Source organism: Lysinibacillus sp. BSL11 (assembly GCF_052928325.1).
The window spans coordinates 1-26,878 of record NZ_JAVGCX010000015.1; the positions used below are offsets into that span (position 1 = coordinate 1).

The 26,878-nt window shown below is 38.1% G+C and carries 30 protein-coding genes and 1 pseudogene; 1 reads left to right on the forward strand and 30 read right to left on the reverse strand.

All coding sequences use genetic code 11. The features are described from left to right. Entirely contained in the window at nucleotides 1-81 is an 81-nt protein-coding gene (locus RCJ95_RS17585; protein ID WP_446721857.1) for an IS3 family transposase, read from the forward strand. Nucleotides 82-206: 125 nt separating this feature from the next. On the opposite strand, the gene RCJ95_RS17590 is transcribed toward RCJ95_RS17585, so the two are convergent. From RCJ95_RS17590 to RCJ95_RS17735, 30 genes and pseudogenes are all read right to left on the reverse strand, one after another. Then, nucleotides 207-509 carry a rhodanese-like domain-containing protein gene (locus tag RCJ95_RS17590; RefSeq protein ID WP_009371183.1) on the reverse strand — a complete coding sequence of 101 codons (303 nt, stop codon included), beginning with the start codon at nucleotides 507-509 and terminating at the stop codon, nucleotides 207-209. 95 nt (nucleotides 510-604) lie between these two features. Further along, the gene (gene hfq / locus RCJ95_RS17595; RefSeq protein WP_369354466.1) at nucleotides 605-835 is read right to left on the reverse strand and encodes an RNA chaperone Hfq; all 231 of its coding nucleotides are present in this window, start codon (nucleotides 833-835) and stop codon (nucleotides 605-607) included. A 97-nt stretch (nucleotides 836-932) separates the two neighbouring features. Then, nucleotides 933-1,835, reverse strand: coding sequence for a tRNA (adenosine(37)-N6)-dimethylallyltransferase MiaA (gene miaA / locus RCJ95_RS17600; RefSeq protein WP_255601689.1), 903 nt, complete (start codon nucleotides 1,833-1,835; stop codon nucleotides 933-935). Continuing rightward, a complete protein-coding gene (locus RCJ95_RS17605; RefSeq protein WP_446722595.1) occupies nucleotides 1,822-2,739 on the reverse strand; it encodes an alpha/beta fold hydrolase in 918 nt (305 codons plus the stop codon). The genes miaA and RCJ95_RS17605 overlap by 14 nt, the downstream gene beginning before the upstream one ends. A gap of 3 nt (nucleotides 2,740-2,742) precedes the next feature. Continuing rightward, entirely contained in the window at nucleotides 2,743-4,389 is a 1,647-nt protein-coding gene (locus tag RCJ95_RS17610) for a glycerol-3-phosphate dehydrogenase/oxidase (RefSeq protein WP_221682700.1), read from the reverse strand. Nucleotides 4,390-4,407: 18 nt separating this feature from the next. After that, the gene (gene glpK / locus RCJ95_RS17615; protein WP_221682701.1) at nucleotides 4,408-5,901 is read right to left on the reverse strand and encodes a glycerol kinase GlpK; all 1,494 of its coding nucleotides are present in this window, start codon (nucleotides 5,899-5,901) and stop codon (nucleotides 4,408-4,410) included. 18 nt (nucleotides 5,902-5,919) lie between these two features. Beyond that, nucleotides 5,920-7,782 carry a DNA mismatch repair endonuclease MutL gene (mutL, locus tag RCJ95_RS17620; RefSeq protein ID WP_221682702.1) on the reverse strand — a complete coding sequence of 621 codons (1,863 nt, stop codon included), beginning with the start codon at nucleotides 7,780-7,782 and terminating at the stop codon, nucleotides 5,920-5,922. Between the two features lie 15 nt (nucleotides 7,783-7,797). Next, nucleotides 7,798-10,368, reverse strand: coding sequence for a DNA mismatch repair protein MutS (gene mutS, locus RCJ95_RS17625; protein ID WP_221682703.1), 2,571 nt, complete (start codon nucleotides 10,366-10,368; stop codon nucleotides 7,798-7,800). A gap of 128 nt (nucleotides 10,369-10,496) precedes the next feature. Beyond that, entirely contained in the window at nucleotides 10,497-11,150 is a 654-nt protein-coding gene (gene cotE / locus RCJ95_RS17630; protein WP_221682704.1) for an outer spore coat protein CotE, read from the reverse strand. 134 nt (nucleotides 11,151-11,284) lie between these two features. Further along, nucleotides 11,285-11,722 carry a RicAFT regulatory complex protein RicA family protein gene (locus RCJ95_RS17635; protein WP_004225842.1) on the reverse strand — a complete coding sequence of 146 codons (438 nt, stop codon included), beginning with the start codon at nucleotides 11,720-11,722 and terminating at the stop codon, nucleotides 11,285-11,287. After that, nucleotides 11,723-13,267: a tRNA (N6-isopentenyl adenosine(37)-C2)-methylthiotransferase MiaB gene (miaB, locus tag RCJ95_RS17640; RefSeq protein WP_221682705.1), complete on the reverse strand. Its 1,545-nt coding sequence runs from the start codon at nucleotides 13,265-13,267 to the stop codon at nucleotides 11,723-11,725. Nucleotides 13,268-13,471: 204 nt separating this feature from the next. Further along, nucleotides 13,472-14,740 carry a carboxylate--amine ligase gene (locus RCJ95_RS17645; RefSeq protein ID WP_221682706.1) on the reverse strand — a complete coding sequence of 423 codons (1,269 nt, stop codon included), beginning with the start codon at nucleotides 14,738-14,740 and terminating at the stop codon, nucleotides 13,472-13,474. A 115-nt stretch (nucleotides 14,741-14,855) separates the two neighbouring features. Beyond that, entirely contained in the window at nucleotides 14,856-15,866 is a 1,011-nt protein-coding gene (locus RCJ95_RS17650) for a histidinol phosphate phosphatase domain-containing protein (protein WP_221682707.1), read from the reverse strand. Further along, the gene (locus tag RCJ95_RS17655; protein WP_221682708.1) at nucleotides 15,866-16,648 is read right to left on the reverse strand and encodes a DeoR/GlpR family DNA-binding transcription regulator; all 783 of its coding nucleotides are present in this window, start codon (nucleotides 16,646-16,648) and stop codon (nucleotides 15,866-15,868) included. The genes RCJ95_RS17650 and RCJ95_RS17655 overlap by 1 nt, the downstream gene beginning before the upstream one ends. After that, on the reverse strand, nucleotides 16,645-17,646 hold the full coding sequence (locus RCJ95_RS17660; protein WP_221682709.1) for an ABC transporter ATP-binding protein: 1,002 nt from the start codon (nucleotides 17,644-17,646) through the stop codon (nucleotides 16,645-16,647). The genes RCJ95_RS17655 and RCJ95_RS17660 overlap by 4 nt, the downstream gene beginning before the upstream one ends. Continuing rightward, complete coding sequence (locus tag RCJ95_RS17665; RefSeq protein WP_221682710.1) at nucleotides 17,643-18,428, reverse strand: ABC transporter permease; 786 nt, start codon at nucleotides 18,426-18,428, stop codon at nucleotides 17,643-17,645. Before RCJ95_RS17665 ends, RCJ95_RS17660 begins: the two co-directional genes overlap by 4 nt. Beyond that, on the reverse strand, nucleotides 18,425-19,270 hold the full coding sequence (locus RCJ95_RS17670) for an ABC transporter permease (protein WP_369354467.1): 846 nt from the start codon (nucleotides 19,268-19,270) through the stop codon (nucleotides 18,425-18,427). The genes RCJ95_RS17665 and RCJ95_RS17670 overlap by 4 nt, the downstream gene beginning before the upstream one ends. A 72-nt stretch (nucleotides 19,271-19,342) precedes the next feature. Next, nucleotides 19,343-20,179, reverse strand: a complete 837-nt coding sequence (locus RCJ95_RS17675; protein WP_202341630.1) for an alkaline phosphatase family protein — start codon at nucleotides 20,177-20,179, stop codon at nucleotides 19,343-19,345. Next, nucleotides 20,169-21,257, reverse strand: coding sequence for an ABC transporter substrate-binding protein (locus RCJ95_RS17680; protein WP_257521333.1), 1,089 nt, complete (start codon nucleotides 21,255-21,257; stop codon nucleotides 20,169-20,171). The genes RCJ95_RS17675 and RCJ95_RS17680 overlap by 11 nt, the downstream gene beginning before the upstream one ends. A 235-nt stretch (nucleotides 21,258-21,492) precedes the next feature. Beyond that, the gene (locus RCJ95_RS17685) at nucleotides 21,493-21,870 is read right to left on the reverse strand and encodes an ELKS/Rab6-interacting/CAST family protein (RefSeq protein WP_255601691.1); all 378 of its coding nucleotides are present in this window, start codon (nucleotides 21,868-21,870) and stop codon (nucleotides 21,493-21,495) included. A gap of 72 nt (nucleotides 21,871-21,942) precedes the next feature. Continuing rightward, complete coding sequence (locus RCJ95_RS17690; protein WP_004225870.1) at nucleotides 21,943-22,461, reverse strand: hypothetical protein; 519 nt, start codon at nucleotides 22,459-22,461, stop codon at nucleotides 21,943-21,945. Nucleotides 22,462-22,473: 12 nt separating this feature from the next. Next, complete coding sequence (locus RCJ95_RS17695; RefSeq protein WP_257521332.1) at nucleotides 22,474-23,691, reverse strand: aminopeptidase; 1,218 nt, start codon at nucleotides 23,689-23,691, stop codon at nucleotides 22,474-22,476. 28 nt (nucleotides 23,692-23,719) lie between these two features. Then, nucleotides 23,720-24,472, reverse strand: coding sequence for an ABC transporter permease (locus RCJ95_RS17700; protein ID WP_257521331.1), 753 nt, complete (start codon nucleotides 24,470-24,472; stop codon nucleotides 23,720-23,722). A 3-nt stretch (nucleotides 24,473-24,475) separates the two neighbouring features. After that, nucleotides 24,476-25,414 (reverse strand): ABC transporter ATP-binding protein, encoded by a 939-nt coding sequence (locus tag RCJ95_RS17705; protein ID WP_221682715.1) that lies wholly within the window; start codon nucleotides 25,412-25,414, stop codon nucleotides 24,476-24,478. A 507-nt stretch (nucleotides 25,415-25,921) separates the two neighbouring features. Further along, nucleotides 25,922-26,053: an S-layer homology domain-containing protein gene (locus RCJ95_RS17710; RefSeq protein ID WP_312128627.1), complete on the reverse strand. Its 132-nt coding sequence runs from the start codon at nucleotides 26,051-26,053 to the stop codon at nucleotides 25,922-25,924. Beyond that, the gene (locus tag RCJ95_RS17715; RefSeq protein ID WP_257521330.1) at nucleotides 26,026-26,175 is read right to left on the reverse strand and encodes an S-layer homology domain-containing protein; all 150 of its coding nucleotides are present in this window, start codon (nucleotides 26,173-26,175) and stop codon (nucleotides 26,026-26,028) included. Before RCJ95_RS17715 ends, RCJ95_RS17710 begins: the two co-directional genes overlap by 28 nt. Nucleotides 26,176-26,184: 9 nt before the next feature. Beyond that, nucleotides 26,185-26,271, reverse strand: a pseudogene (locus RCJ95_RS17720) (hypothetical protein); the annotation flags it as partial. After that, nucleotides 26,272-26,508, reverse strand: a complete 237-nt coding sequence (locus RCJ95_RS17725) for an S-layer homology domain-containing protein (RefSeq protein WP_255601692.1) — start codon at nucleotides 26,506-26,508, stop codon at nucleotides 26,272-26,274. Then, nucleotides 26,417-26,722, reverse strand: a complete 306-nt coding sequence (locus tag RCJ95_RS17730) for an InlB B-repeat-containing protein (RefSeq protein ID WP_312128628.1) — start codon at nucleotides 26,720-26,722, stop codon at nucleotides 26,417-26,419. Before RCJ95_RS17730 ends, RCJ95_RS17725 begins: the two co-directional genes overlap by 92 nt. Then, nucleotides 26,676-26,819: a hypothetical protein gene (locus tag RCJ95_RS17735; protein WP_221682770.1), complete on the reverse strand. Its 144-nt coding sequence runs from the start codon at nucleotides 26,817-26,819 to the stop codon at nucleotides 26,676-26,678. Before RCJ95_RS17735 ends, RCJ95_RS17730 begins: the two co-directional genes overlap by 47 nt. Between the last annotated feature and the right edge of the window lie 59 nt (nucleotides 26,820-26,878).

The window sequence follows — 26,878 nt, forward strand, 5'->3', positions numbered from 1 at the left end:
ATTCATTTTTATAATTACGATCGTTATCAGAAAAGGTTAAGCGGCTTGAGTCCGTTAGAATTCAGGACTCAAGCCGCTTAATACATTTTTTATTATTTCCACTGTCTACTTGACGGGGTGCAGTTCACATAATATGTCTGGTCTATTAATTTTAATAGGGTTGAAAGTTGTCATTCCAAGATAAGGAACTCTTTTTTACTCACACTTTATTTAAATTCTAATTCTCCATCATAAGCCAGCATGCCGCCTTCAAGGTTTGTTACATCAAATCCTTGTGCCTCTAAGTAAGCACATGCATTGGCAGAACGAGCCCCAGCCTTACATACAATAATATATGGCTTTTCTACATCTAATTCCTCTAAACGTTCAGGGATAGTTCCGAGTGCAATATGTTGAGCACCTGGGATCATGCCATGTGCTACTTCATCCTCTTCACGAACATCGATAATATATAGGTCCTCATTTGCATCTAACAGATCTAATAATTGTGTTGTTTCCATTGTTTTCATAAACTTTGTCCTCCAAAATATAAAATTCCACTATCATTATAGCTTGTAGAAAAAAAAACAGCCAGTGTGAGTACACTAACTGTTTAACAAACTTATTATATTTCTGTCTCTAAAAACTCAATTTGTTTTGCTGGTACGAATGTAGAAATGGCGTGCTTGTAGATTAGGTGCTGCTTATTTTCAGCATCAAGTAGTAATACTGTAAAATTATCATATGATTTCACAGTCCCTTTTAACTGAAATCCGTTTAACAGAAATACAGTTACAAAAACACTGTTTTTACGTAGTTGGTTCAAGAACGTATCTTGCAAATTGATTGATTTCATCAAATAGCCTCCCTACTAACTTTCTACCTCTTCATTCCTATAGTAGCATGTTCTACCAATTTATCAATTAGTAATTTTTAGAAATTTTTCTTATTTCTTATAATCGATCATCAGGCGTAATAAAATGGACATCCATTTTATTACGGAAATAAGTAAGCTGTCTTTTTGCATAGCGACGGGAATTTTGTTTTAAGCTATCAATGGCTTCCTCTAGGGTACATTTACCATCTAAATAATCATATAATTCTTTATACCCGATGGCTTGTATAGACTGCACACCACGGATATTTTGCTGCCATAATCCCTTCACCTCTTGCAGAAGACCATTTTCCATCATTAAATCAACACGACGATTAATACGGTCATATAGCACGTCACGAGACATGTTTTGACCTAACCCTAAAATAACATGTTGGTAAAGGGGTACTTCCCCTCGATTTTGCGCTTCAGCTGCTTTTGATACCCCGCTTAATTCCAGCATTTCTAATGCACGAATAACACGACGTGTATTGTTTGGATGGATTGTCTCCGCTGTTTGAGGGTCTAGTTGCTTTAATTTGTCATGCATTGCCTCAGGGCCAAGCTTTGCTAATTCCTCATAGTAGGCTTTTCGTGCTTCTTCATCTACTTTTTCATCAGTAAATTGGAAATCATAGAGGACAGCTTGTACATATAAGCCAGAGCCCCCTACTATTATAGGTAATTTTTGACGAGATTGAATTTCCGCGATCTTCGCACGTACTAATTTTTGATAATCTGCTACCGAAAAAGATTCTGTAGGCTCTAAAAAGCTTAGTAAATGATGAGGAACGCCCTCCATCTCTTCTTCGGTAATTTTAGCTGTCCCAATATCGAGCCCTTTATAAACTTGCATGGAATCACCATTAATGACTTCACCGTTATATTTTTTTGCTAGTTCAATGCTTAATGCCGTTTTACCAGAGGCAGTCGGCCCCACTATTGCTACGACCTCTGCCTGCTGCAGTTTAGTTTCTATCATATTTTTCTAACCACCGTAATAAAACTTGAAAGACCGCTTCTTGATTGTCTTCATTTAAAATTTCATGTCGTTTATCCTCGAATAAATAAACCGTTACATCCTCTACACCCACTGCTGCTAACTGTTCAGCAACTTTGTAAACGCCTAGCCCCTGTTCACCAACTGGATCTTTACTGCCACTAATCAAAAGAATAGGGAGGCTTTTTCTTACTTTTGCTAATTCTTTTTTACGATTTAGTGTGGCAAAGCCAGTTGTCAAATCCACGAAAAATTGATTCGTTGGAATAAAGCCACAATAGGGATCATCGATATACCTTTGCACCTCTTGTTGTACTGAACATAACCAATCATAGGCAGTCTTCGGATTGGGAAATTGCTTATTAAAGCTACCAAAGCTCAATTGATTTAACAGCTTACTTTCAGTTTCTTTTCCTAGTCCCATAGCTAAAGCCTTAGCTACTAGATTTCCTACAGCATGCAAGGCTGTCACATTTCCAGTGCCACAGAGAATAACATTGTCTACTTGCTCTCCATATAATTGAATATAGCGTCTAGTAATGAAGGAACCCATACTATGGCCAAAGAGAATAAATGGTACATTAGCGTATGGTACGTGAAGTTGTGTAATCACTTCATGAGCATCTTTTACAACACGCTCAAAGCCGTTTTCTTCAGCAAAAAAGCCCAATGTCCCATTATATGCTGCCGTTTCACCATGCCCACGGTGATCGTGCATCGTCACAACATAGCCTGCTGCGTTAAGTGTTTTCGCAAAGGTTAAATAGCGACCGCTGTGCTCTGCCATGCCATGCAAAATGTGAATATGTCCAATACATGGCGTTGAAGGCTCCAATGTTCGAGTGAAGACAAATTGTTCATCCGACATTTGAATATAACGCTCCATCCCTTACTCCCCTTCTTTCACAAAATTTGTTGCATCGTTAATGGCTTGCTCTAATTCAGCAATATACCTATTTTTTTGTTCCTCCGTATAATTTAAACGTTGTTGCATCACTTGAATCACTTGCTGTTTATAAAGCTTTACTGCTTCAATATCGAAGTATAATAAACCAGTCCGACGAATAAAGAAGTCGCTTGGTGTATAGACCATTTCGGCTTCAATGCCATACAGTAGCATCGCATGTAAGGCAAGAGGCATTGTACTGCCATGTTCATGTAAAAATTTCACGCGATCGAATAAGGCATCTACATTCGTGCCATACTTTTGTACGAGATGCTTGGCTTCGTCATAATTTAAGCCATACTGTACGCCTTCTCGTGCTTTATAGGCAATATAGTCAGGGAAATTAATAGCGTTGATTCCCTTTGCACCAGAAAGTGCTAGCTCACGTGTTAAACAGGCACTTGCATGCTTGTAGCGACGGGCCTTCACAATTTTATCCACAATCGTTTCAGCCATTTGGCGATAGCCCGTTAGCTTTCCACCCGCAATCGTCATTAAACCACTTGGCGCTGTCCAAATTTCATCTTTCCTTGAAATTTCTGATGGATCCTTGCCTTTTTCATAAATCAGAGGTCGGACCCCTGCCCAAGAGGATTCAATTGTGTCTCTTGTGATAGTAGCAGTTGGAAAGATCTTTTTTGCAGCCTCCATTAGATAATCCACATCTTGCTGTGTTGCCACTGGATGTACAGGATTACCTTCATAGACAGTATCCGTAGTCCCTACATAGGTTTTGCCATCTCGTGGAATGGCAAAGGCCATACGACCATCAGCAATATCAAAATAAACAGCTTGCTTTAGCGGAAAATCCTTTTGTTTGAAGACAATATGAACGCCCTTTGTTAGACGTAATTGCTTGTTATCTGCTACTTTATCTTTTTGTCGTACGTCATCAACCCAAGGACCTGTTGCATTCACAATTTGGGCGGCATGGACATTGAGCATTTTCCCTGTCACATGATCCCTCACTTTAATGCCAACAAGCTTTTTCTTTTCGTAGATAAATTCCGTCATTTCAGCATAATTGAGGCAAAGCGCTCCATATTCTACAGCCTTTTTTAATACTTCAATTGTTAGGCGGGCATCATCTGTACGGTATTCTACATAATAGCCACCGCCGACTAAACCCTCTTGATTGAGTAAAGGCTCTAATGCCAAGGTTTCCTGAGCATTTAACATCGTTCTACGTTCATGTTTTTTGACACCTGCCAAGCGGTCATAGACCTTTAATGCCATAGATGTTGTGAAGGGACCGAGTGAACCCTTTTTATATAATGGTAATAGCATTTTTTCAGGCGTTGTGACATGTACAGCATTATCATAAACAATTTCACGCTCTCGCCCTACTTCGGCTACAACTCCTACATCAAATTGCTTTAAATAACGTAAACCACCGTGAATCAATTTGGTTGAACGGCTCGACGTACCAGCCGAAAAATCCTGCATATCAATTAATGCAACAGAAAGGCCTCTTGATGCGGCATCTAATGCAATTCCTGCACCTGTAATACCGCCACCAATTACTAATACGTCAAAGCTATAGTGCTCTAGATAATATAAAATTTTTGGTCGCTGCTCAAATGAAAACATACCTTTCTCCCCCAATAGCTATGATTTAAAAATTCGTGTTGCCTCTACAGCCTTCTGCCATCCTGTGTACAGAGCTGTGGCTTGTTCTTCATCCATGTGAGGTTGATAGGTTTCCCCACTCACCCATAATGCCGATAAAGCCTCTTGGTTTGGCCAGAAGCTTGTCGCCAGCCCCGCTAAATAGGCTGCACCGAGTGCTGTTGACTCATTCAATTTTGCTAGCTCTACTTGTAGCTGTAAAACATCACTTTGGAACTGCATTAAAAATTGATTTTTGACAGCTCCACCATCTACACGCAGTACTTCAATCGGAGTACCTGCTGCTTCTTCCATTGCGTCTAGTACATCTTTCGTTTGATAGGCTAATGATTCTAGTGTTGCTCGAATAAAATGTTCTTTTGATGTTCCACGTGTTAACCCAAAAATTGCGCCACGTGCATCTGTATCCCAGTAAGGCGTACCTAGCCCAACAAAGGCAGGGACAACATAAACCCCATCGGTATGATCTACTTTTCTAGCATAGGTTTCAGAATCCTCTGCTGTACGGATCATCCTTAGTCCATCGCGTAGCCATTGAATAGCTGATCCTGCTACGAAAACGCTACCTTCCAATGCATAGGTCACTTTCCCATCTATTCCCCACGCAATGGTTGTCAATAAACCATTTTCTGATGTCACTGCCTGCTTTCCTGTATTTAATAGCATAAAGCAGCCAGTGCCATACGTGTTTTTAGCCATTCCTTTGCTAAAACAAGTTTGTCCAAAAAGTGCGGCTTGCTGATCACCCGCAATCCCAGCTATCGGAATTTTTTCTCCAAAAAATATACTTGGAGCCGTTTCTGTATATATTTCTGATGAATTTCTCACTTCTGGAAGCATGGAAATTGGGATAGCTAAAAGCTCACAAAGTTCCTCATCCCACTTCAATTCATGAATATTGTAGAGCATTGTTCGAGCTGCATTTGAGTAATCGGTCACATGAGCCTTTCCCTTTGATAATCGCCAAACAATCCACGAATCAATCGTCCCAAATAATAAATCGCCATTGTCTGCCTTTTCACGAGCACCTTCAACATTATCTAAGATCCATTTAATTTTTGTCGCTGAAAAATAAGCATCTAAGCGAAGCCCTGTCTTTTGCTGAAAATGTTCTTCATGTCCTTGTTCTTTTAAGGTATTCACAATGTCCTGTGTTTGGCGTGATTGCCAGACAATCGCATTGTAAATCGGCTGACCTGTGTGTTTATCCCACACCACTGTTGTTTCGCGCTGATTGGTAATACCAATCGCATGAACCTCACTTGCTTCATGGCCACTTTCGGTTAATACTGCCGCAATAACGGACAAGATAGAACCCCATATTTCATTGGCATTATGCTCTACCCAGCCAGCCTTTGGAAAAATTTGTTGAAATTCTTTTTGTGCTACATGAACAATTTGACCTTTTTTATCAAATAAAATGGCTCTTGAACTTGTCGTTCCTTGATCAATCGCTAAAATAAATTCGCCCATCCATTTTCCCCCTCTTCCTTACATAACCCGTTTGAACATTTTTTCCACTTCATATGATGTAAAGTGAATAAGCACTGGACGTCCGTGTGGGCATGTAAATGGATTATCTGCATTGCGTAAATCACGCAGCAATGTTTCCATTTGCTCTTTTGTTAAATAATGATTGGCTTTGATTGACTTTTTACAGCTCATCATAATCGCGGCTGCCTCACGTAGTTTTTTGATATCAGCCTTTTTAGTTGTCAGCACCTGTTCAATTAAATCCTCAATGATTTCCTGTTCCTCCCCTTGTGGGAACCAACTCGGATGCTCACGTACAACAAAAGATGACTGTCCAAATTCCTCTAAAAACACGCCTACAGCTTCTAATTCATGCCTGTGTTCTCGTAAGATCAGTGCTTCATCGGCTGCATAATGGAATGTTAGTGGTAACAATAATGCCTGACGTTCATGAGGATTAACTTGACCGACTTTTTCACGGAAGAATTCGTATTTAATGCGTTCCTGAGCAGCATGCTGATCAATTAAATAAAAACCATCCTCCATTTGCGCGACAATGTATGTGCCATGTATTTGCCCCACTACTTCGAGTTCAGGAAAGGGTTCCTTTGTAGGCATTTCTTCCAATATTTCCGACTGTGCAGCTATTGTTACTTCATCAATTGTTTCAGCCTCTATTTGTGGTGTAAGCTGCCAACTTTCATCTCGAACCGTAGAAATAGGCTTAGGCTCAACTATCTGTTCAAGATTGTTTTCTTGAATGGTTTGGACATCATATAATTTTTCTACGATGGCATTCATTTTCTCCACATCAATCTTTGGAGCAGGCTTCCATATGTTTAATTGTTCAGTAGCTGGTTTAACTATTTTTTCTTTCTTTTCCATTTGTGGAACTCGAATAATGTTGCGTATTGTTTCACGAATGGTTTCCTCTATTAACTTCAAAAGCTCAGCCTCTTTACTTAAACGAATTTGATGTTTTGCAGGATGCACATTCACGTCTGTTAAGTAAGGATCACCCTCTATATATAGAACAACTATTGGGAAGCGCTCGATAGGTAAATACGTATGGTAAGCATCTACAATAGCCTTTTGTACTAAATAATGCTTGACCCAACGACCATTGACAAATAGAGTCATATAATTTTTAGAAGCACGTGTTACCTCTGGTAAGGATGCAAAGCCAGAAATTCGATAATCATGTGACTCGCCTTGGAATGGCACCATTTTCTTGGCATTATGTATTCCATAAATAGCTGCAAGCACTTGTTGTACATCTCCTCGGCCATTTGTTTGCAGTAATTGTTGACCATTATGCAATAATCTGAATGCTATTTGTGGGTTACCAAGTGCGAGGCGATTCATCAGGTCTATTGTATGCCCAAGTTCGGTTTGAATGGTTTTCATATATTTTAAACGGGCGGGTGTATTAAAGAATAGCTGGGAGACTGTTAAATCAGTCCCTTTACGCAACGGACCAGGTTTATGAGTGAGGATATGTCCACCTTCAAGGTCTAAATGTGTTCCGGATTCACCATTTGATGTAATCAATGTCATTTTAGAAACAGAGGCAATGGATGCTAGAGCCTCACCACGGAAGCCAAGTGTTCGAATACGAAATAAATCATGTTCCTGATGAATTTTACTAGTAGCATGACGAGAGAATGACATTAGTGCATCCTCTTCATCCATACCGCTACCATTATCTATTACTTGAATGGAAGTGAGACCTGCTTCTAGTAAAAAAACATCAATGGACGTACTCCCAGCATCAATAGCATTTTCCACTAGCTCTTTGACAACAGAGGCTGGCCTTTCTACTACCTCTCCTGCTGCGATTTTATTGGATAGCCATTCGTCCATAATTTGTATGTTTCCCACTAACGTATCACTCCTTTATTTTTTAGCGTTCACTAGTTCTTGCTGTAGCTCATATAAAATATTCATTGCCTGCATCGGTGAAGTACCTAGAATATTTACCTTTTCCAATTTCTTTAGCACCATTGTCTCGGCTGGGGAAATCGGTTCCTCCTCTGCAAATAAAGACATCTGTACTGGTTGTTCAGCTATCACTTGTGTTTCGGCAACTACTTCTTTCCCTGCCTCAAAGTTCTCAAGTAATACACGTGCTCTAGCTAAAATTTCCTCAGGTAATTGAGCAAGCTGTGCCACATGTATACCATAGGATTTATCAGCCGCTCCTTTTTTCACCTTATGCAGGAAAACGACCGTACCATTTTTTTCAGTGGCTGAAACATGCACATTTTGTAAGCGTGGCAAATCCTTTTCAAGTGCTGTCAATTCATGATAGTGCGTAGAAAATAACGTATTGGCCCCAATTTTATCATGAATATATTCCATCATCGATTGTGCCAAACTCATTCCATCATATGTCGATGTTCCACGTCCAATTTCATCAAATAGCATCAAGCTATTTTTTGTTGCATGCGTAATTGCATGTTGCGATTCAAGCATCTCCACCATAAATGTAGATTGCCCTGCCGCTAAATCATCAGCCGCTCCAATCCTAGTAAAAATTTGATCAGTAATCGGCAGCTTCGCTTTTTCAGCGGGTACATAGCAGCCCATTTGTGCCATAACAACAATTAATGCAACTTGGCGCATATAAGTACTTTTACCTGACATATTCGGCCCTGTAATAAGCATCATATTGTTCTGCTCTTCTAGCACACAATCGTTTGGTACATACATTTGCTTATTCAGCATTTTTTCAACGACAGGATGGCGTCCTTCTATAATTTCTAGGGCACGTCCACCATGAAATTGCGGTTTCGTAAAGCGATATTTTTCTGAGACACTTGCAAAGCTTAGTAAAACATCCAATTCACTAATGTTTGCTGCCAGTGCTTGGACACGCGGAATATAAGCTTTTAATACATCACGAATTTCTACAAACAGGTTGTACTCCAATGTTAAGCTTTCTTCTTCAGCATTTAAAATCAATGCTTCTTTTTCTTTTAGTTCCTGTGTAATATAGCGTTCCGCATTCGCCAGTGTTTGTTTGCGCTCATAGCGTGTTAAATCTGCTAAATGAATATTTGATTTTGTAATTTCTATATAGTAACCAAAAATGCGATTATAGCCAATTTTTAAGTTTTTAATACCCGTTTTCACACGCTCTTCTTGTTCAAGTTGGGCAATCCAATCCTTACCATTACGAGCGGCATAGCGAAGTTCGTCTAAGCGTTCATTATAGCCGTCACGGATAACATCCCCTTCTTTAATGGTAATAGGGGGATTATCTGTAATCGCTTTTGCTAATAATGCCTCGACATCTGAGCATGTATCAAGCTCCGCACCTAATTGTTGTAATGTTTCTTTATTTGACCCCATCAACTGTTGCTGAATAGTCGGCACTTGGCGTAAAGAATCACGCAATTGGGCTAAATCTCGTCCACCCACATTGCCAAAAGCAACACGACCAGCCAAACGCTCTAAATCATATACTTGTTTTAAGGATGCTTGAAGCTCTGTTCGTACAAAATATTCTTCCAACAAATCCGTAACAATCGCTAGTCTAGCCTCTATTGCTGAACGTGTGGCAAGCGGTTGGTGTAGCCATTGCTTTAATTTTCGTCCACCCATCGCTGTCACGGTGTCATCTAATAGCCATAAGAGGGTACCTTTTTGATCGCCACCACGAATCGATTGAATCAGCTCTAAATTGCGCTTTGAGCTAGAATCAATGCGTAAATAATTTTTAATTTCATTAAATGTGAATGCCTGAATATGTGATAAAGATCTCATTTGCGTTTGGTCGATATAAGCTAACAATCGAAGACATGCAATTTGTAACGGTTTTGGTACAGCTTCTAGATAACTTGCTGCTTTGTCCATGGGCATTTCATTCACTTCAATTGAAAGTACGATACCAGCATTGACGGCATGCTCTGCTAATAATAGCTGCAAACTATCCGTTACAATCAGCTCTCGAATTCCGTAAGCCTGCATTTGCATTAATAAGGCTTTGCCATCGCCTTCAATAGAAGATGCTACTGCCTCACCTGTGGATAAATCTAAATAAGCATAGCCAAATGTTGTGTCATCTAATTGCTCTGCCGCTCCAATAAAATGATTAGATTTACCATCAAGAGCCTTTCCTTCCATAATTGTTCCTGGTGTGATAAGCTGAACCACTTCACGTTTGACCACACCTTTTGCTTGCTTTGGATCTTCTGTTTGTTCACAAATAGCCACTTTATAGCCTTTTTGCACAAGTGTTTCAATATAATTTTTAGCCGAATGATGCGGCACACCGCACATTGGTATTCGTTCTTTTGCGCCTGCATCTCGGCTTGTTAATGTAATTTCTAAAATTTGTGAGGCATTAATTGCGTCCTCAAAAAACATTTCATAAAAGTCACCTAATCTAAAAAATAAAAAGGCATCTTTGTAATCTTCCTTTACCTGTAGATACTGTTGCATCATTGGTGTATATGTTGTCATATCACTATTTACCTCGCTCTTGCCTTATAGATATATTTATTATAACAAAAGATACATGCGAAACGCTTCATTCACCTTTTTTAAGATGCTAGCATTTCGCATGTATCAAAAAATGATGTTTTTTAGACTTATCTTGGTCGTTCATCAGGAAACGATGAAGACTCTAACACATACCTGCCTTCTCCTTCAGAACTTGAAGAGGAGCTAGAACTAGAGCTTGATGAGGATGAAGATGAACTTTCATCATTAAGGCTCCAATCTTCTTCATAGTCTAGTGGATGGACACTAATACAAATTGTTGTTTCACCCATTACCTCAACAACTACTTCACGTTCCACTACAATTTCAAACTTTGTACCACATGGAGAGATAATCGCTTCAATACAATTTGGTTCTTGTATCACACGTACACGAACATCATCACCAACGCTAATTTCACCGTCTCGATAGTGAAGCTTCACTTTGTCTTTATAGTGAATCGTTTCAGAAAACACAGCTGTTTTCGAATGATTACTATAGGCATACCAAACATTGACATCAAATTTCCCTGTTACTTCTACAAATTTCCCGACTCTTTTTGCAGAGCAAGTGTGATTGATTACCCAGCACCCTAAAATACTTGTCGGTTTATTTGTTGGTGATAATGTTACACGTTCTTCCGTTCTCTTCTTCCCTTTGGCAACTACTGCTTTCGTCACGATTTGTCGTAAACGTTTCAGCGCAATTCCTCCTTCGACTCTTTTCACTCCATCATATGCAGGTAGCGCCCATTGGGTGAACATATATTTTTAGAGAATGAAATGGATCATTTAAAACTTTTCGATGAGAGGTCTATTATAGCAGCTGAATGCTTCAATAGAAGAAGACGTAAAAAAAGCTCGAATTACAGCATTCGAGCTTTGATTTCTATAATCTTTTAAGAGCAGCTACCTGGTTGAGTATTTTCTACGTATGAACCCGTTTCACCACGAAGAACATCGCCACCAGTTGAGCGAATAATTTCATTTGTAACATTATTTGCAATTGTATTTGAAACAAGTTGCAATAAATCATTTACATCGCCTTGTGATTCTTTAAATTGTTGCACAACAGGGATGGCATTAATTTCTTCCTCGATTTTAGCAATTTTATCTTCAATCATTTTTAGAGCTTTTTCTTTTCCTAAGTGTTGGAAATTAACCGCTTGTTTTTGTAAGCTTTTTAAGCTTGCAATACGTTCACGTACTTGTTGATTTTCGTTAATTTGCGCTTCTGCCTTTTTGAAAAATTCAACCTCTGGCGTATTTGCAATCATATGTGCAATTTCATGTGATTTTTTAATTAAATCTTCTTTTGTATATAAGACTTGTGTCATTTATGCTTCCACCTTTTCATTTTTTACGACTTCCAAAAATTCACCAGTAAGTGAATAGGATGTAGTCTCTGTTATTTTTACTTTCACTAATTGACCAATTACTTCTGCTGGTGCTTTGAAGTTAACTAAACGATTCTTCCTCGTATAGCCCGCTAACACATCGTCGCGTCGTTTACTTGTGCCTTCAACTAATACTTCGACAACCTGACCATTTAAACGCTCTAATGCTTTGCGAGAGTATTCACCCACCACTTCATTTAAACGTTGAAGACGCTCTTTTTTCACCTCTTCAGGTACATTGTCAATCATTTTTGCAGCTGGTGTACCTTCACGTGGCGAATAAATATACGTAAACGCTGCGTCAAAGCCCACTTCACGGTATAAGGACAATGTTTCCTCAAACTGCTCCTCTGTTTCATTTGGATAGCCAACGATAATATCTGTTGTTAAGGTTACTTCAGGTATTGCCGCTTTAATTCTATCCACTAAACCAAGGAAATGCTCGCGTGTATATTTACGCGCCATAATTTTTAGCACGTCATTCGAGCCAGATTGTACTGGTAAGTGAATATGCTCCACTAAGTTGCCACGCTTTGCAAGAACTTCGATTAAATGATCATCAAAGTCACGTGGATGACTCGTTGTAAATCGAATACGCGGAATATCGATCTTTCTTAATTCATCCATTAAATCGCCAAGACGATAATCAATATCCTCAAAATCTTTGCCGTAAGCGTTGACATTTTGTCCTAATAACATAATTTCTTTGTAGCCCGCTGCTGCTAGCTCACGAACTTCAGCAATGATTTCCTCTGGTCGGCGACTGCGCTCTTTACCACGTGTATAGGGAACGATACAATACGTACAGAATTTATCGCAGCCATACATAATATTAACCCAAGCTTTAATGGAGCCAAGACGTTTCTTCGGCAGATTTTCAATGACATCGCCTTCTTTAGACCAAACCTCTATGACCATTTCTTTAGACATGTAGGCTTCTTTTAAAATGTTTGGCAGACGATGAATATTGTGTGTACCAAACACCATATCGACGTGTGGATAGCTTCTTAAAATTTTATTAACCACAGATTCCTCTTGCGACATACAGCCACAAACCCCTATTAGCATCTCAGGGTTTTTTCGTTTATATTTCAGCAGGAAACCAAGTTCTCCAAATACTTTGTTTTCTGCATTTTCACGAATAGCACATGTATTTAGCAAGACAACGTCAGCCTCTTCAATCACCTCTGTTGGTGTGTAGCCTAGCTGCATAAAAATTCCGGCCATTACTTCTGTGTCATGCTCATTCATTTGGCAGCCATAAGTACGAATATAGAAGGTGCGACCTTTGCCCATTCCTGCGAACTCTTCTGCAATGCTAAAATCCTTATGATACTTCACATCTTCTTTCCCACGTTTTTTAGCATCTTTTAAGGATGGAGCTGTAAAGACCCTCTCAAAATATTTACTATAATCCTTTTCAGGCTTGTCTTCTTTTTTTGGTTGATTGACTTGTTGATTAGCTAAGCGTTGTTCCTCATTCATCGCAATCAGGTAACTCCTTTCAAACGAAATCCATGCACTTGAATTCCCATTTTATTATTATACTGAATAGTTGATACTTCCTACAAGGTTTGCGCCTCAAATGTCGAGGTTTCGACTTAATTATATGAAGCTAGGCGTAATTATCCATCAGCTCTGGCGTTCTATCCTGAAAGTTTTAATGACCTATCCATCAGTTCACATTTGCTATCTATTGCTCTTGTTAAAATACTTGCTGTATTTTACCTGTAAATATGAATGATACAATTTCAGCTTTATCCAGCGCTTTATATTCATATCTTCTTTATATAGTAATGCATCCGTGTATTGCCCTTCTTTCATTAATCGCTTTGCTTCTATTTTTAATTTTTCATTCTTCATGTATTTAAATAGCGTTTTTGAAGGAAGTAGTGACCATACATGCTTCGTCTGGACATATGTTCGTTCATGATTAATCTGGAATAAATAATCATCCACCACATATTGCATTAAATTATACCCGCTTGCGGTCACATAGTAGCTTGAAGCCCCTGCTCGCAAATTCATTTCAAATAGCTTATATTTCCCGTCCCTGGCATCGTATTTCATATCAAAATTAGCAAAGCCCGTATAGCCGATGTCCTCTAAAAAATGCCGAATGGATTCCATTAGCTGTTCATCATAATCGGTCATAACAGCTAAAGAAATACCTTTGTTTTGTGGAGATGGATCTTCGAGTAGTTTATTGCTTACACACATTAATTTTACTTTTCGATCCCTTCCTACATATACATCTAGAACACGGATATAGGAATCGTCGCCTGGAATAAATTCTTGAACGATTAAGGTGTCTTGATAGCTAGAACGATAAATACAGCGAATGATGTGCTGCATCTCATCTGCATCATATACTATATATATTTTTTTCTTTTCAGGAAAGGAACAGTTCGTATAGGTCACGGTATTGGAGGGTTTAATAATAATGGGATACTGGATTGGAATTTCTCTATTTAGATGATGTTCCTTTTTTATAATGATGGTTTTGGGGTATTCTAACTGATATTTATCACAAAGCTGGTAGAACTTCTCCTTTGTTTGGACAATTTTTAGTAAAGCCTGATCAATGTAAGGTAAAATAAAGTACTTTTCAAGCTGCTCTTTATTTTCAATGATAAGCTCTGCATAATAGCAGTCACAAACTAATAAAATCAATTTCTTTTGTTGGCACTGCATAGATAATCCCACTAGAGCTTGTACAAAACGGGTAGGATCATCTAAATGTTCAACATATTGAAAATCCAGAATACTGCTATTCTGTGTGGCAATTCCTTGAGAGCCTCCCAAAAGGAGTGAGCGCATCGTTCTCCCTTTTTTTGCTGGCTCAATGACAAGACTTTTCATGCGGTAGGCTGCATAAAATGAGCGGGCTACCCCATATGCATGCTGACCCGATTGTATAATAATGGGTAAAAAGGGTTGTTCTTTAATGAATGTCAATTTGACTCGCCTCACATTATAAATATGAATTTAATCATTTGTATGCGAGTTAAATTGTACTTATGTAATACGAATAAAAGGCACTACATTGAAGCTTTAGTGCCCTTTTCTCAACCTATAACGTCATCATTTTTTTTACTCGCTGTTCAAAGGAGACAATGGCTTCAACGCCATAACCCTTTAGTAGCTCTAAATTAGCAAATGTATATTTACCTAAATCATCTGGGAAATGTGCATCCGAGGATACAGTAAAAGCAACTCCATGCTCAAGTAAGGTTTGTAAAAAACGGGGACCCGGGCACATTTCCTGTACTGGGTAACGATAATACAGGCCGGCATTGATTTCAGTGGCGGTTTCAGTAGACGTTAGTGCCTTTGCAATACGTTTATACCAAACTTCAAGAAACGCACGATTCTCCACCTGATAATTAAATACTTTAAAATTATCTAAATGGGCAACAAAATCAAACATATTGGAAAGAATCATTTTCTCTACTACTTTAAAAAAACGCTCATAATTTTGTTGTAAAGAAGGTTGATCCATTTGCTCAAAAAGATATTGTGTTTGCGGATTATCAAAGCCCCATCCATCAACAAAATGAACAGAACCAATTACATAATCCCAAGGATAACCTGCTAGTAAAGCCGTTAATTCCTCCTCTCCACCAACAAAATAATCCGCCTCTATACCAAGTCTCAGTGTAATGCCATGTTGACGCCATTTTTCCTTTGCCTGCTGAATGGTTGTTACAAAAGCATCCATATTTTCTGTCATCACACGATCTAGCCAATAGCGCTGGATTTTTCCAATTTCACTATCATCCAGCCTCATAAAGCGCTCAAAATAAGCACGCGTTTCTTGAAAACGATATAAGTGATCGACAATCCCTACCTCACGTAAGCCAAGCTGCTTTGCCTGTTCGAGATATAAATCCAACCATTCCTCACTATAACAGCCATTTTTCACGCGCTGTGCCAGCCGCTGTAGATGACAAGTTATTTGTTGTTTGGAGCCTTTTTCCGTTTCATCTTCCGAATGAAAAAACTCCAGTGCTTGCGATGTACGCTCTAGCCAGCGAAATGAATAAGGTCCCTCTTCTAAATGTACATGATAATCAATTGTCATCAGCTCTTCCCTCCATTACATATCGTCCATTTTTCCTCATAAGCCTGCCATTCTAATGGACAAGTGCTTTCGCAAAGAATTTCTGTACATTCATCAAGATGACAGATTTGAAAAAATGATTTGCCATTGATTTTGGATGCATCGGCTAATAAATAACTCACTTTGCTATGCTTGAGCATTTTCTTTGAAATAAGAGATTCATCCAAATCGTAATCATAAACAATGCCCTCACTCATACCACCGCACGATAAAAAGGCCTTATCAAAATTCATATTATCTAGCATTTCTAACGTCATAGCACCTGCCACAGAAGATTGTTTTGGATTCGCCGTGCCCCCTAGTAATATGACCTTGCCTGTCATGCGTCGTTCCTCTATGGCTAAATTAAATTGAATAGCTGCTGCAATTGAATTCGTTACAACCGTTATATCTTCCACAGCTAGTAAAAAATCGGCTATATGTACTGTTGTAGTACCTGTATCTACTGCAATAGTATCGCCATCGCAAATGCGTTTTGCTGCAATACGAGCAATTTGTCTCTTTGCGTCCTTGTGCATTTGTAGCTTGCGTAAAAATACCGGTTCATTACGTACATTCGTATATTTAATAGCCCCACCATGAACTCTTGATAATAAATGCTGTTGCTCTAATTCATCAAAATCTCGGCGAATTGTTTCTGGTGCTACCTGAAGGGCATCAGCAATATTGGCAACAATAATTTTCCCTTCAGAATCTAATTGTTTTAAAATAAAATCAAATCTTTCCAGTTTAGCGTAAGTCATGATAGCGCAATCACATCTTCTTGTGCGACATAACATTTATAGGATTTTCCCATTTCAATCGAATACCCTTGTTGATGCAGTTGTTCCATTGCAAACGCCATTTCTCCTTCAAATGTAGTACGAATAATATTGCCGCTCATTAATGATTGTTTGGCAACCCCAGAGAGACATAAGTCTCCATCTCGTTGATCGAGATGTAATGCCTCAGGGCGTATTGCAAATTTCGTGGATTGCTCTATTAAAGATGCTCCAAGCATTTTTTCTAAAGTTTGGCGTGGAAAAACATTATAATGACCGATAAAATTAGCAATAAATTCATTATTTGGTCTCATATAGATTTCCGTTGGCGTACCGTTTTGGGCAATGCTTCCATTATTCATGACAAATATTCTATCCGAAACAGCCATTGCCTCCTCCTGATCATGCGTAACTAGAATCATTGTCATATTTAATTTTCGTTGAATTGCTCGTAAATCTGCTTGAAGTTTTTTGCGAATTTGAGCATCAAGCGCACTAAGTGGTTCATCTAATAGCAGTACTTTAGGACGGACAATTAATGCACGAGCTAGAGCAACACGCTGCTGTTGACCTCCAGATAATTCTTTTGGGTAAGCATTGGCTTTCTCACTTAAATGAACTAGCGCTAACATTTCATGTACGCGCTGCTCTATATCTGCCTTATTAACTTTTTGCATACGCAAACCAAAAGCAACATTTTCGAGCACCGTCATATTAGGAAAAAGTGCATAGGATTGAAAGACCATACCCACTTGACGATCCTTCGGTTGTACGCCACTCATATTTTTTCCTTCAATCAAAATCTTACCTGCCGATGCATCTGTTAAGCCTGCAACAATACGCAAAATCGTACTCTTTCCACAGCCACTAGGACCTAATAGTGTGATAAATTCTCCTTTTTGAATTTCCATATGAATATTGGTTAAAACAGATACTTGTCCATATTTTTTATGAAGCCCTTCAATAACAAGATAACTCATAGATTTGTAGCACCTTTCGATCGTTTCGTTACGATAGCAATGACGAATGTTAAAAGACCCATTAGTACGAGATAGATGAAAACAACAGCACTAGCAATATGTCCACTTGTGCTAAGCTTTTTCATTAAATAAATTTGTACGGTTTCAAAACGAGAACCTACAACAAGATTAATTAGGACAAACTCACCAAATAAGACAGAGAAGGATAACAATGCCCCCGCAAATAAGCCTGGATAAACAGTAGGCAGTAAAATTTTTGTGAATGCCTGCCTTTTTGATGCGCCTAGCAATTGAGCCGCGTCAAGTAGCTGCCTCGCATCTAAATTTCTTAAACTATTTCGTGTACCTTGATAGATATAAGGAAGAATCCCCACAACATAGGCACCTAACACAACAAATATCATCGGTATACCTATTTGGCTATATACGCGTATAAGCCCTACAGCTAAAATGATGCCTGGAAAAGAATACACCATCACCACTGCCATCTGTATCCATTTTTCGTATCTTGGAAAGTATAGGACGATGACGAAAATGGCTGGCACAATGACAAGGAGTGCGATACTAACTGCCCCCCCTGCTAAAAATACTGAACGGCCAAATGCCTGAATAAAATCGGTATCCTGAAACAAAGTGGAAAGCCATTTTAGTGTGAGTCCTTCTGGCAATATCGTTTTATTCCATTTTGTTGCAAATGCATAGAGCATTGTTGCTAACACTGGTAATAGTAAATATCCCACGAGCAGAAGGAAAAAGAAATCAGCCAAACCACGCTTTTTCATTTTACTTTCCTCCTTGTTTTAGAGATGCTCCACTCACTGATCAGCATGGCCGTCACCATTGTCACTGCTAATATAACTGCAATGGCGCTGGCTAGCTCTGGCTGAGCAAAAATATCACCTTTTATTAAGGAGCCGATACGAATCGCCACTAAATTATAATTACTGCTTGTTAATGCATAAGCAGAGGCATACGCGCCCATTGCATTGGCAAACAATACACTAAAGGTTCCCACAATCCCCGGGAGCATAACAGGGAGACCAATTTTCATCCAAAACTGCCAGCCAGATGCCCCAAGAAGGGCTGCCGCCTCCTTCCACTGTTGCTGAATTCCATCATAAATGGGATATAGCAGCATTAGTGATAATGGCAGCTGAAAGTAAATGTAAATAAGTAACAAACCGCTCCAACTGTATAATGAAAAGGATGTCAACTCATCAATATCCCATTTGTCAAATAACAGTGTAAATAAACCACTATTGCCAAGTAAAACGATAAAAGCAAATGCTAGCGGAATACCTGAAAAATTGGAGGTTAAGTTCGTAAGTATTAAAATCTTCTCTCGTACTGGCTCTGAAAAGTTCATCATGGCATAAACTGCAAACATGGTGATAAGTAACGCAATCATAGCTGAGATAACAGATAATGTAATACTATTTTTAAAACCTTGAAGAATGTAGTCGTTCGTAAAAATTGATTCATACTGCTTCAGTGTAAAGCCCTCACTATTTTGAAAGCTGGTAATGAGCATATATAGGAGCGGTACTAAGAAAAACAATAATAGTAATACAAGAAAAGGCGAAAGCCAAGCAATGGATTGCCGCTTCGATATCAACACACTCACTTCTTTCTATAAATGACTTGCGGCTTATGGGGATAATAGCCGCTCCTTAGAATAAGAGCGACTACTATTTATTTAAACCTCTTTTGCTGTAAACACACCTTCTAACAGGAGTGGCACCATATCTTCAGCAGGCTTGATATTTAATAAATGACAGCACAGTGGTGCAACTTGTAATTGAGAAATAATGCCTTCTTTTATACCTGCCTTTACAGCATCTGAAATGACAAATAGTGGGACATGACGATCCTCATGCGTTGTGCCGCCATGATTACCATCTCTTGTCATGCCATGATCAGCCGTAACGATAACCTCATAGCCCAGCGCCATACACTTTGGAATAAACAATGACAGTAAAGCATCCATCGCTAAAACTCGATTGCGATATTGAGCAGAATCTGCCGTAAATTTGTGACCATCATCATCAACATTCATTGGATGAATATACAGGAAATCAGGCTGCTTTTGAGCCATTAACCATGCTGCATCAGCAAATACATGACTATCTGGATAATGATCCTCAAAATAGAACATACCGTTGTCAATTGGTAATTGTGTATCGAGTTGTAGCCTGTCCTCCATATGATTAAATGGCGCTCTATTATAAAGTTCACTCACCCAATAATAAGCGGAGGCTGCTGTAGTTAAACCATGCTCCTTTGCGATATGAAAGACACTTTGCCCTTTCGATAAACGCACTGTCATATTGCTGGTAACACCATGTACAATAGGGGGTGTACCTGTTAAAATCGTCTCATACAATGGTCTTGATAAAGACGGCACCTCTGAGCAAACCTTATAGCGAGCAGCTACCTGACGCTCGACTAAATGATGCAAGAACCCCATATGTGTGCAGGCTGTGTCAAAGCGCAATGCATCGATAACAATGAGAACCACTTTGTTATTTTGCATGGATTAACACCTGCTCTTGATAGAGTTGAGGGATTTGCTTTGTTGTATCTTCCCATGTCTTTTGATCTTTTACAGGTTGTGCATTCGTATACATATCAGCGGGTAATAGTAAATCTTTTACATCCTGTGGTAATTTTACTCCGTCTCGAATTGGACGCGCATAGCCTTTTGCTAAATTTTCTTGACCTGCATCAGATAAAATATATTCACGTGCGAGCATGGCAGCATGTGGGTTTTTGGCATATTTATTAATTACCGTTGCATAACCAGAAGTGACAGATCCCTCTTTAGGTATCACTACATCAAAGCGGTCCTCATCAATTTGATGACGATAACCTAATGCATTAAAGTCCCATAAGATCGCTACATCTATTTCACCTTTTTCTAGGTTCGCTACTGATGGATCTCCCTGTAGACGTCCTTGCTTCGCTAATTCTGCAAAGAAATCTATACCTGGTTGGATGTTTGACTCATCTCCACCAAATGCCATAGCCGCTGCTAAGATGGCAAACTGTGCTTGGTTAGCTGTTAATGCATCTCCAATACTGACTGTGTAATCTCCATTTTTTAGATCTTCCCATGATGTTGGAGCATTCTTCACATTATTTTTATCTGTCAAGAAAGAAATGGTTCCTGTATAGCCAACAATCCAGTGTCCTTCATCATCTTTAGCCCATTCAGGTATTTCATCCCAATAAGACGTTTTGTATGGTAATGTTAAGCCCTTGTCCTTAGCGATTGGTCCAAAAGCAATCCCGACATCTCCAATATCTGCGGTAGCATCATCCTTCTCTGCTTCAAACTTCGCTAACTCCTCGGCACTCGACATGTCCGTATCCTTGTGTTTGATACTATATTCGGTCCCAAGTTCCTCCCAGGTTTCCACCCAGTTCGCCCATGTATCTGGCATACCGACAGAATTAACAGTGCCCTCTTCCTTTGCTTTTTCTGTAATGTCCTCAAGCGATAAGTCCTTTTTTACCTCATTTGCACTAGATGAACTGTCAGAACAAGCTGCCAACATGGAAATAGCTAATGCACCAATTAGACCTTTTTTCCACAGTTTTTGAATTGCCATGTGTTGGACCCTCCATTTGTTTTGCTTTATTTTTATTTGCTTACAAACGTTATGTTACAAAACAAACATTAAGCAAGTATGGAGTTGTTAAGAATATTTAGTAAAAATTATTGAGGAATTATAAAAATCTATGAATTTAATGAATAAATATAGTAGGCTTGTAAAGCTAGCGAGGGTAGATACGGAAAAACCTAAGTATGTGTACATTTGCTTTACAGACGTACACATACTTAGGTTATTTGGAGAGACCTAAAAAATCAGCATAGGTATGCGGCTCATTTTCCTTGAGAATTGTTAAAAATGTAAATGCCAATTGCACAACTGACCACCATCTCATATTGTAGGACATTTCAAAACGAGGGGGCTCTAATGAAAAGACATCTTGAAAAATATCTAACGGTTCTATTTGCTCATCCTTTAAAATGGATAGAAAGCCAAGAAATAACGTATGATCTTTAACCTCAATCAATTTGTCCTCTACAAGAGCATCAATATTTTCAGGGTGTTGAAAATTACATTGTGTAGCTACATAACGTTCTAAATCCTGAGCACGCTTTCGGTCTTCACGTTCCTTTTTTTTTGCAATAAAATCAATGACGTTATTCACGTACATCGCCTCTTTTTTTCTTTTATTGTAGCATTTTTTATAGAAACATTGCCCGAAATAGCCCTTTATCCATTCCATTTAAATGGTTTGTTTTTTATTAAATTCCTCTAAAAAAGTAGTCAATTTGTGAAATTCCACAGAGAAGACATCTTGCATTCCAAAATATCCTTCTTTTTCATCTATAATAGTGGCAAACTTTTTATAAAGACGGTGAATATAGCCATGATGGCGATAAGCATAAAATTGGACTTCTTTCACTTCTGGGTGTTCTTCTAATATATGTTTTAGCATTTGTAGAAAACCCTTAACAAAGGATCGACTATTTTGATATTCTTTCTTTAGTAGTGCGCAATCAATAAAAACGATATGTTTATTTTTAAATTGATCTTCTCTTACACCCAATGTATAGCTTGCTGCAGCAAATACTTCCTGCTGTGTATTTTGAAAGAGGAGCAGATTTGTTTCCTCTATCATGACATATAAACTACCAAGTGTATCTAAAATCGGATACATATCGTCAAATATATTTCTATTTTGCAAAAAGAAAACAGCGAATTTTTCATAATCCTTATCAGTCTTACACTGCACTATTTCCATTCATCTTCCCCCTTATTTAATTACCCACTCACCATTCACTAAAATCGCTTCGGCAGTACCGTCCTCTCGTATTCCATTCACCTGTAAGTTTTGTGAGCCTATCATAAAATCAATATGGATCATACTATTATTTATGTTTTCTAGGTTTGCACCATCTTCTTTCAAGCCTGAAGTATAGGCTTGCCCAATGGCTAAATGACTGGATGCATTCTCATCAAATAAATTATGATAAAATAGTAGATTGCTCGCAGAGATTGCAGAATCATGAGGAACCAATGCAACCTCACCTATATATCTAGCACCCTCGTCTTTTTGAAGAATATTTTGTAATGCATCCATCCCTTTTTCTGCAAAGAAATCAATAATTTCACCATCTTTAAATGTAAGTGTAAATTGATCAATGATCTGCCCTTCATAAACTAATGGCTTTGTATTTTTGACTATTCCATTTACTCCTTTTTTGAGTGGTGTCGTATAAATTTCTTCAGTCGGCATATTACAAATAAATGAGCTTCCCTTGTCATTCATTTCTAAGCCATTAACCCAACGATGATTTTGTGGTAGCTCTATTTTTAAATTTGTCTCTTCGCTAATGAAATGTAAATAACGGAAATACTTTACATTCAATAATGCGGCCCTTTTATTTAATATATCAATATGCTCTTCCCAGGCTTGTAGTGGGCTCTCTTCATTTAATTTAAGTATTTCAAAAAACTTTTCCCATAATTCCTCAAGAGCATTTTTGGGCTCTAAGTCAGGGAAAATAGATGCTGCCCATTGCTCCGTCGGATAAACAATAACAGTCCAACTAACTTGCATTTTAATCAATTTTTCGGTAAAAGAACGAAAAGCAAGTGCAGAAGCATACTCTGCTTTTTCTACCTTAACAGGGTCTATTTCCTCCATATTTTGCAGGTGGGGTGAAATAATATAAAGAAAAGCGGCACCACTACTCGCCATTTCTTCATACCCCTTCACAAGCCAATCTGGTGTATAGGTTAAGCCTTGCTCTGTCATATATTCATATTCAATACGAGCAAGCTCTTCATCAATCCACTTTATATACACATAATGTGCACCATTGAGATAGGCATGTCGGCAAACCCTTCGAACAAAATCGGCAGCAGCCATTGAGGCAGAAATCACTAAAGTCTGTCCTTGTTGAATATTAATCCCTACTTTTATGACCAATTCCGCGTACTGCTCTAACTTAGTTTCAAAAGTTTTCATTTTAAATTTAACTCCCTATTCAAATAATTTATTGAACACGCCAATGTATTTTTTTACTGATTAATAGATAAGAAAAACAGGAAAAAATGAGTAAGATTAGAACATCTATGAATGTAGAATTGGTCCATCCAACAGTTAGCATACCGTGTAATACATTCGCTACATATGTTGTTGGTAACACGTAGGAAATCCACTGCAGAACGATGGGAAGGTCTTTCAGTTCAATCATAACAGGTGTTAAGAAAGTAACAAACATCAACAAAAATTGCGCTACAATATTTGTAAATTGAGGATTTGGAGATAAAAACCCCATTAATACACCAATGCCTACTACACTAAAAATCGCCAATAAAGCGACTGGTAGTAGAAGCCACTCAAAATGAAGATTGACCCCATAAATTTGCTGACCAAACGTAAATACAATAATAAACGAAGGTAAGGAAGTTAAAATACCATAAAACAACAAAGATAAAATAAAATTAACCTTTCGAATGGGAAGGGATGAGTAATATGTAAAATAGCCTCCAAATTTTTGATACGAGATATCCTGCCCTAGAATATTCATCCCCATTAATAGAATACTAAAAATCATATTACCGATAATTAATCGTGCCAATTGTTCAGAGCTAGATTCACCCAGTAAAAATTCGAGAAACACTAAAGTAACTATTGGAAAAATGGTAGACATTGCAATAATCCATAATAATTGATGCCTTACGATGGCTATTTGTATACGAAATAAAATAAGTAATTCAACAAAGAATTGACTAAAGGCATTCATTAACTATTCACTCCTTTGCTGTTCTTGAAGTAGTGAATAGACATCTTCTAGACTTGGTGGAAACAGAGAGTATTGGTTAATGTTCAATGTCTCATCCTGTATTATTTCAACAATAGTACGAACCATATTTTTCTCGATTAACATCGTGAGTTTTGTATCCTCTACTAATTCTGCTTGTCCAAAATCTTTCAGTCTGTCTTTGATATTGTGAATAGAGGCCTCCTGTGCATAAATTTCTAAACGCATTCTTTGGTCTACTTTTCTCTTCAGCTTTTCGACATGGTCAATGGCTAAAAGCTTTCCGTTATCTATAACAGCTACACGATGAACAACTTTTTCAGCTTCCAGAATATTGTGAGTGACTAAAATAATCGTTGTACCCTTTTGGTTAAGCTCACGAATGATGTCCCATACTAATTTCCGTTTTAATGGATCCAGCTCATTTGTAGGCTCATCCAATATCATAACGGATGCCTGACCAATCAAAGTTGCTCCTAAACTAATGAGTCTTCTTTGACCACCTGAAAGCTTTGACAATAGCTTATCTCGATAAGCTTCCATGTCTAACCTCAGCAAAATATTATCTGTCTGTTGCTTCGACTCTTTTTTGGAAAGTCCCTTTAATCTACCCGTAAAATAAATGGCTTCCCATGTTTTTAAAAATGATAAAGCAAAAGTCTCCTGTGAATAATAAGCAGTCTGTTTCAATACATACTTCGGATTCTTAGATACTTCTTGTTGATGAAATTTCACGGATCCCTCTGTTGGTGCTAGCTGTCCTATCATTTGCTTTATCAATGTCGTTTTTCCTGCACCATTCGGGCCTAATAACCCAATTATTTCACCTTTATATATAGTCAATGAAATGCCATTATTTGCTTTAAATTTACCTTTTTTATAGTAGAAAGTTACATTTTCTAATTCATATATTGGTTCAAGCATGGTAAACAGCCTTCCCAGTTTAAATTTCAAAAGATGAGGTCTGACTAAAAAGTCAGACCTTGAGGTAATAATTATTTACCGAATGGCTTTGTATCGCCTTTTGGGAAACTCATTGGAGGAAACATCATTACTTTTCACCTCACTTTCTTTTCTCTATTGAGTGAACAACCATCAGATAAGCTAATGATAATCACTACTTATTTTTGATTCTATATTACTTTAAAGTAATATACAACTAGAAAAATAGAAAAATCAGTTTTTTCTTACTTCTAATAATAGACTAATTTAACTTATAATTTCTTCTATCTATTGGACTATTTACAAAAAGAAAATATTTTTACCCTTTGTTGCTATACTTAATATCCATTACTTTTCTTCTTTAAATTAATGAGCTTTCAAATATTATTATAAAAATATCTATTCACCGCTAATCTATATTACTTAAAGTAATATTCGACTTTACTGTGTTCATAACGATGTGAAGCTGTTAGATTACACAAAAGATAGTTAAAATTGGAGTGCCCTGTATAATAAGGTCGCTTGCTCGGCACGTGTTACTGGCGTTTCGGGATAAAATTCACTATTACTCCCCAATGCAATCCCAGCCTGTTCTAGTGCTGCAATATAACCCGGCTCCAATGATTACTAGAAACATCACTAAATGGACTTGTACCCTTAGAAGTTAGTTGTAATGTTTTTGCTAAAATTTTTGCTACTTGTGCACGTGTAATAGCTTCTAATGGTCGGAATGTGTCACCCATCCCATCAATAATTCCCCCTTGCTGTAGCGTGTTGATCTCTTCATGGTAGATATGATTTGGTGCTATATCAGAAAAGACTTTTGCTGAGCAATTGATTCAACTCGAAGCGCGTGCAAATAATACTGCTACATGCATTCGACTAATTGGTTCATTCGGACGGAAAGTGCCATCTTCATAACCTTGGATAATCTCTAGTGTCGCTAGTTCCTCAACTATCTCTTTTGCCCAATGGTTATCCATATCATCGAACCTTATCAGTGCTTGCGGTCGTACACTGGCAAACTCGAATAACTGTATCTTCATCCCACTTAATTTTACATGCTGCATCCTCATTACCAGCCTCCAAAGCGAATCCATCTTTGGTAGGTAAAGGTAAATCACTTATTCTTGTATTATAAGCAATCTCTAGTGGCGGAAGTATTGTACCACCATTTGTATGAAAAATGATTTTTACAGTTGATAATGAAGAGTAGTTATTATCGTTTGGGGATGTGGTATTGTCACCTGATGATGGATTCTGTTGTAATTGTAAAATGAAGTGTCTCACTTATATTTGCAAATACGGTCACATTACCAAACACAGGTTGTATAAGTAACAACAAGATGACAAATAACGAAACCACTTGTTGCCATGTTCTTCTCATAACATCCCCTTTATCCCAGAATCACACATGTTGATTAACAAAATTATACAAATATGAAC